At 57.0% G+C, this 6,093-nt stretch carries 5 protein-coding genes; 4 read left to right on the top strand and 1 reads right to left on the bottom strand.

The window, feature by feature from the left end:
- Nucleotides 1-413: 413 nt before the first annotated feature.
- Nucleotides 414-1,760, bottom strand: coding sequence for an omega-aminotransferase AptA (gene aptA / locus ACWKWE_RS21385; RefSeq protein WP_166598390.1), 1,347 nt, complete (start codon nt 1,758-1,760; stop codon nt 414-416).
- A gap of 136 nt (nt 1,761-1,896) precedes the next feature.
- Here aptA and ACWKWE_RS21380 point away from each other — a divergent pair, with 136 nt between their 5' ends.
- The 4 genes from ACWKWE_RS21380 to ACWKWE_RS21365 all read left to right on the top strand — a co-directional run bounded on the left by ACWKWE_RS21380 (nt 1,897) and on the right by ACWKWE_RS21365 (nt 5,830).
- Nucleotides 1,897-2,817, top strand: a complete 921-nt coding sequence (locus ACWKWE_RS21380) for a LysR family transcriptional regulator (RefSeq protein ID WP_166598391.1) — start codon at nt 1,897-1,899, stop codon at nt 2,815-2,817.
- A 260-nt stretch (nt 2,818-3,077) separates the two neighbouring features.
- Complete coding sequence (locus tag ACWKWE_RS21375) at nt 3,078-4,457, top strand: uracil-xanthine permease family protein (protein ID WP_483851617.1); 1,380 nt, start codon at nt 3,078-3,080, stop codon at nt 4,455-4,457.
- Between the two features lie 84 nt (nt 4,458-4,541).
- A complete protein-coding gene (locus ACWKWE_RS21370; RefSeq protein ID WP_166598393.1) occupies nt 4,542-5,201 on the top strand; it encodes a TetR/AcrR family transcriptional regulator in 660 nt (219 codons plus the stop codon).
- Between the two features lie 35 nt (nt 5,202-5,236).
- Complete coding sequence (locus ACWKWE_RS21365) at nt 5,237-5,830, top strand: IMPACT family protein (RefSeq protein WP_483851616.1); 594 nt, start codon at nt 5,237-5,239, stop codon at nt 5,828-5,830.
- Nucleotides 5,831-6,093: the final 263 nt, after the last annotated feature.

The following is a 6,093-nucleotide window of genomic DNA, read 5'->3' as shown; positions in this document are numbered from 1 at the left end:
CGACTTGGCGTCTCATGTCAGCGGGAGGCGAATTCTACAGCGTTACAACTTGCTGTCAACCACCTTTTTCACCGCTGTCGATTCGAACACCAGAACCGAAGCATTTCCTCGCTATCCTGAACCTGTAACTCTTTGATCTTCAAGGAGTTTTCGGTTCCGACTGCGCCGGAAGTGGGGCGAATTATAGACACATCCGGAGGGGCGTCAACCCCTAATTTGAAATTAGCTGGAAGTTTCACGTTTTGAGCTGCAAGAGGCCGTGTAGATGGCCCACCCACGGCCATCGCTCACCCAGTTGTCAGCCGCGGCCATGCCGTCTTCTATATATAGCCACTCACTTTATCGCGGTGCCGCGCCATAACCTCAGACGCCTTGATCGCCGAAGCTGCGCCTGTGAAGAACTGAAAGAAGACTCAGTCGATCTGATTGAGCGCTTCGCCCACTGCGTCGAACATGCGGTCCAGATCCTGGGGTTTGCTGTTGAAGGTTGGCCCGAACTGCAAGGTGTCGCCACCGAAGCGCACGTAGAAACCCGCCTTCCACAGTTTCATCGCGGTCTCGAACGGACGGACAATCGCGTCACCATCCCGTGCGGCGATCTGAATGGCGCCAGCCAGACCGTAGTTGCGGATGTCGATCACGTTTTTGCTGCCTTTTAAACCGTGCAGCGCGTTTTCGAAATGCGGGGCTGTCTCGGCCACCTGCTGCACCAGATTCTCGCGTTGGAGGATATCCAGTGCCGCCAGACCTGCAGCGCACGCTACCGGATGCGCGGAGTAGGTATAGCCATGAGGAAATTCCACGGCGTACTCAGGCGTCGCTTGATTCATGAACGTCTGGTAAATCTCGCTGCTGGCAATCACCGCACCCATCGGAATCGCGCCGTTGGTGACTTGTTTGGCAATGCACATCAAATCCGGGGTCACACCGAAGCTGTCGGCACCGAACATCGAGCCAGTACGACCGAAGCCAGTGATCACTTCATCGAAGATCAGCAGGATGTTGTGCTGATCGCAGATTTCACGCAGGCGCTTCAAATAGCCCTGCGGCGGAACGATCACGCCCGCCGAGCCCGCCATAGGTTCCACGATGACCGCTGCGATGTTCGAGGCGTCGTGCAGCTCGATCAGCTTGAGCATTTCGTCGGCCAATGCGATCCCGCCTTGCTCTGGCATGCCTCGAGAATAGGCATTGCTCGCGAGCAACGTGTGAGGCAGATGATCAACGTCCATCAATTGACCGAACATCTTGCGGTTACCGTTCACGCCACCCAGGCTGGTGCCCGCAATGTTCACGCCGTGGTACCCACGGGCACGACCGATCATTTTGGTTTTGGTCGCCTGCCCTTTAAGGCGCCAGTAGGCTCGCACCATTTTCACGGCAGTATCGGCGCACTCGGAACCCGAGTCGGTATAGAACACATGGTTCAGGTTACCCGGCGTCAGGTCTGTGATCTTTTCGGCAAGCTGGAAAGACAGTGGGTGGCCGAACTGGAAGCCCGGCGAGTAATCCAGCGTGCCCAGCTGTTTCGAGACGGCTTCCTGAATTTCCTTGCGCGTATGCCCGGCACCACAGGTCCACAGACCAGAAAGTCCATCGTAGATCTTGCGGCCCTTATCGTCTGTCAGATAGCTGCCCTCTGCCGCAACGATCAATCGGGGATCGCGCTGGAAATTGCGGTTTGCGGTGTAGGGCATCCAGTGCGCGTCGAGCTTGAGCTGACTGGCCAAGGACATATCGGACGATTCGGGCATGTTCATTGGAATAACCTCACAAGGACGTGGGTGGTCGGTCATCAAAAGCCCTGAAGCCGGGCCGGGTTGCAGCTACGTTGCCACGGGCATAAAGTCGCTAAAACCCCGCTTTTATGATCTTTAGTTCATGGACCACTAAACAATGAGCACACGCCGTTCCGATCCTTTGGCGCAAGTCAGCGACTTCGATATCCGCCTGTTGCGAATCTTTCGAAGCGTAGTCGAAGCGGGTGGGTTCTCTGCCGCCGAAAGTAGCTTGGGCATTGGCCGCTCTGCCATTAGTCAGCAGATGAGTGATCTTGAGCAACGGCTCGGATTGCGCCTCTGCCAACGTGGCCGGGCAGGGTTTTCGCTGACGGAAGAAGGCCGTGAGGTGTATCAGTCATCGCTACAACTCTTGAGCGCACTTGAGAGTTTTCGCACAGAGGTGAACGGCCTTCACCGACACTTACGGGGTGAGCTGAACATTGGGCTGACCGATAACCTGGTCACCCTCCCCCATATGCGGATCACCCATGCGTTGTCGGAGCTCAAGGAGCTCGGTCCGGACGTGCACATCAATATCCGTATGGTCGCGCCCAACGAAGTTGAACAAGGCGTGCTCGATGGCAGCTTGCACGTGGGTGTAGTTCCCCAAGCCAACGCGCTGTCAGGCCTTGAATATCAGTCGCTCTACAGCGAGCGCTCGTTGCTGTATTGCGCCGTTGGTCATCCCCTCTTCTATGTAGACGACGCGCAACTTAGCGATGGACGTCTGGCCGACCAGGAAGCGATCGCGCCGACCTTTCGCCTGCCGGCAGATATCCAGGCGCACTATCAGGCGCTGAAATGCACTGCCAGCGCGTCTGACCGAGAGGGCATGGCGTTCCTGATCCTCACCGGCCGTTACATTGGCTACTTGCCAGATCACTATGCAACGTTCTGGGTGCAACAGGGTCGGCTGCGAGCCCTGAAACCTCTGTCGCGTTTTTACGATTTGAGTCTGGTGACGGTGACGCGCAAAGGTCGCCGCCCGCATTTGGTGCTGGAAAGCTTTCTAGAGAGCCTGGCCGCCACACGATGAGGCAGCAACGCCGCAACCGAAGCCATATGCATCCCCTTAAAAATCGCCAATAAAATTTTAATCGTCTGATTTTTATAGGTTTATCGAAATAAAAAGAAACCGTATCTGATCATGTGGACAGGTTTTTGCAACGAGGCTTTCAATAGAGGTTCGATAGCTGAACGCTCCCGATCACGAGTCTGCTCACGCCTGCGGGTTCGCGATGTTTCGCCGGGGCCAGACTTATCGAACAGGCCAGACACAAAACCCGAGAGTCCAGCATGCAACCTGAAGCGCCAGACAATAACGATCTGATCTACGGCCTCAACGACCGCCCGAAACCTGCGCCGGCCATTCTGGCTGCTGCTCAGCACGTACTGGCGGCATTTGTCGGCATCATCACGCCGCCGCTGATCATTGGGTCCGCATTGGGACTGGGTGCCTACCTGCCTTACTTGATCAGCATGGCGTTGATGGTGTCGGGTGTAGGCACTTTCATTCAGGCGCGTCGTCCGTTCGGCATCGGCGCCGGGATGATTTGTTTGCAAGGCACCAGCTTCGCGTTTCTCGGTGCCGTGCTGTCCGCAGGATTCATGGTCAAGCAACGTGGGGGCAGCCCCGAAGACATCATGGCCATGGTGTTCGGCGTGTGTTTTTTCGGCGCTGTCGTGCAGATCGTGCTCAGCCGTTTCATTGGCCAGTTGCGCCGGGTCATCACGCCGCTGGTGACCGGGATCGTCATCACCCTGATCGGCGTCAGCCTGATCAAGGTGGGTGTGACCGACCTGGGCGGCGGCTTCAATGCTCCTGATTTTGGCGAACCGGTCAATCTGATGCTGGGCGCATTCGTGTTGTTGGTGATCATTTTGCTCAATCGTTCGAGTACGCCTTGGGTGCGGCTGTCGGCAATTATCATCGGGTTGGCAGTGGGCAGTGTCGCAGCCTGGTTCAGCGGCAAGCTGGTCCCTCATTCCATAAGCGATGTCGCGTTGGTCAGTATTCCTATGCCCTTTCGGTTCGGTTTCAACTTCGATTGGGCGGCCTTCCTGCCCGTCGCGTTGATTTATCTGATCAGCAGTATCGAAACCGTCGGCGATCTGACTGCCAATTGCATGCTCTCCCGCGAACCGATCAAAGGCCCGACCTACATTGCACGTCTCAAAGGTGGTGTATTGGGGGATGGCGTGAGCTGCATGATCGCCGCGACGTTCAGTGCGTTCCCCAACACCACGTTCGCGCAGAACAACGGGGTGATTCAGCTGACGGGCGTGGCCAGCCGCTACGTCGGTCTCTACATCGGAGCGATTCTTTTTTTGCTCGGTCTTTTCCCAGTCATCGGTGCGATTCTTCAGCAAATTCCAAAACCTGTGCTGGGTGGTGCGACGTTGGTGATGTTCGGAAGCGTTGCCGCTGCGGGCGTGCGCATCCTCGCGCAAGCCCCGCTGGATCGACGCAGCATGTTGATCATCGCCACTTCGTTCGGCGTTGGGCTGGGCATCGCCGCTCAACCGGCATTGCTGCAACATCTACCGATGCTGGTGCGAAACCTGTTCGACTCTGCGATTACCAGCGGCGGCCTGACCGCCATCGTCATGTGCCTCGTGCTGCCAGAAAGCAAGGAGGTTCGCGCTGAAAAGGAAATGGAGGCACTTGGGCACTAATTTCCACCATGAACGCTTGTCGGATCGCCTTTGGTGCGTTATCTGTTCACCCCGTCGCACCCAATGATCCGTCTGGAACCGCACATGGCCCTTGAAGTCCCCGCTCACAGCGTCAGCGCCGCCAAACCGGCGAGCCGAATTCGTCAAAAGAATGAAGAAGCGATCATGAAGGCTGCCGAAGACGAGTTCGCTCGTCACGGGTTCAAAGGCACCAGCATGAACACCATTGCGCAGAACGCCGGGCTGCCCAAGGCTAACTTGCATTATTACTTCACCAACAAATTGGGGCTGTACATCGCGGTCTTGAGCAGCATCATTCAGCTGTGGGACAGCACGTTCAATAACCTGAAGGTCGAGGACGATCCCGCTCAGGCGCTGGCTCAATACATTCGCGCGAAGATGGAGTTTTCCCGCCGCCAGCCACAGGCCTCGCGCATTTTTGCGATGGAAATCATCAGCGGCGGCGAATGCCTGAATGAGTATTTCAGTCAAGATTACCGGGCCTGGTTCCAGGGACGGGCCGCGGTGTTTCAAGCGTGGATCGATGCCGGAAAAATGGACCCGATCGATCCGGTGCACCTGATCTTCCTGTTGTGGGGCAGCACTCAGCATTACGCCGATTTCGCCACGCAAATCTGCCAGGTGACCGGACGCTCGCGCCTGACCAAGCAAGACATGGACGATGCCGGCACCAACCTGATTCGCATCATTCTCAAAGGTTGTGGGCTGACGCCTCCGATCTGAATGTACGAAACGTCCTGATTTCAGCTGGAACCGTCATGCCTTCGACCCTCATCGGCCCTTGCGAATTTCGCGAGGAAATTCGCAAAAGCCGCTTCATCACCTTTGCTGCGCCTATCAGCAGCCCCGCCGACGCTCAAGCCTTCATCGAGCAAAACAGTGACCATAATGCCACGCACAATTGCTGGGCCTGGAAGCTAGGCGCGCAGTACCGCAGCACGGATGACGGCGAGCCCGGCGGCACGGCGGGGCGCCCCATTTTGGCGGCCATCGAGGCGCAGGATTTCGATCAAGTCGTGGTGTTGGTGATTCGATGGTACGGCGGCATTCAGTTGGGCACTGGCGGCCTGGCCCGAGCGTACGGTGGCGGTGCAAACAAATGCCTGCAACAAGCGGAGCGCCTGCCGCTGGTCAACCGTGTCTTGCTCCACTTCGACTGCACCTTCAGCGAACTGACGCTGGTCAAGCTGCGACTGGCTGAACTCAACGGGCTGCTACAGGACGAGCAGTTCACGGCGGTAGGTGTGGATCTCTCGGTCGCACTGGGCCCGGATCACATTCAGACGTTTCAACGTCAGCTGTCCGACATCAGTCGCGGGCGTATTGTTCTGCGCGAGGATGGCGCTGAATGACATGCGTGGGCTTGAGGAGCGAGCACAGATCGTTGCCCACATCTACTGTGCATCCGGCTGTGGACAAACTGAGCATATCCAGCTGCAGGCCTTGATTTATATAGCGCGCACGATTCTGATCATTTTTCGCACAATTCCCTTATCCACTGCGTAAAACGGCCAAAAAACAGGGGGTTAGCACGCCTTATCGCGACGGGGTCCTACGCGCACGGCCCTTATACCCACTGTTTGAGCTTGCGCACATTAACTGTGGAGCAACCTGT

The organism is Pseudomonas salicis (assembly GCF_057128705.1).
This window is presented reverse-complemented; position numbering and strand designations above follow the sequence as displayed.

Coding starts and splice junctions, on each gene's coding strand:
- aptA (WP_166598390.1), bottom strand. CDS start 1,760: ATGAACATGCCCGAATCGTCCGATATGTCCTTGGCCAGTCAGCTCAAG.
- ACWKWE_RS21380 (WP_166598391.1), top strand. CDS start 1,897: ATGAGCACACGCCGTTCCGATCCTTTGGCGCAAGTCAGCGACTTCGAT.
- ACWKWE_RS21375 (WP_483851617.1), top strand. CDS start 3,078: ATGCAACCTGAAGCGCCAGACAATAACGATCTGATCTACGGCCTCAAC.
- ACWKWE_RS21370 (WP_166598393.1), top strand. CDS start 4,542: ATGGCCCTTGAAGTCCCCGCTCACAGCGTCAGCGCCGCCAAACCGGCG.
- ACWKWE_RS21365 (WP_483851616.1), top strand. CDS start 5,237: ATGCCTTCGACCCTCATCGGCCCTTGCGAATTTCGCGAGGAAATTCGC.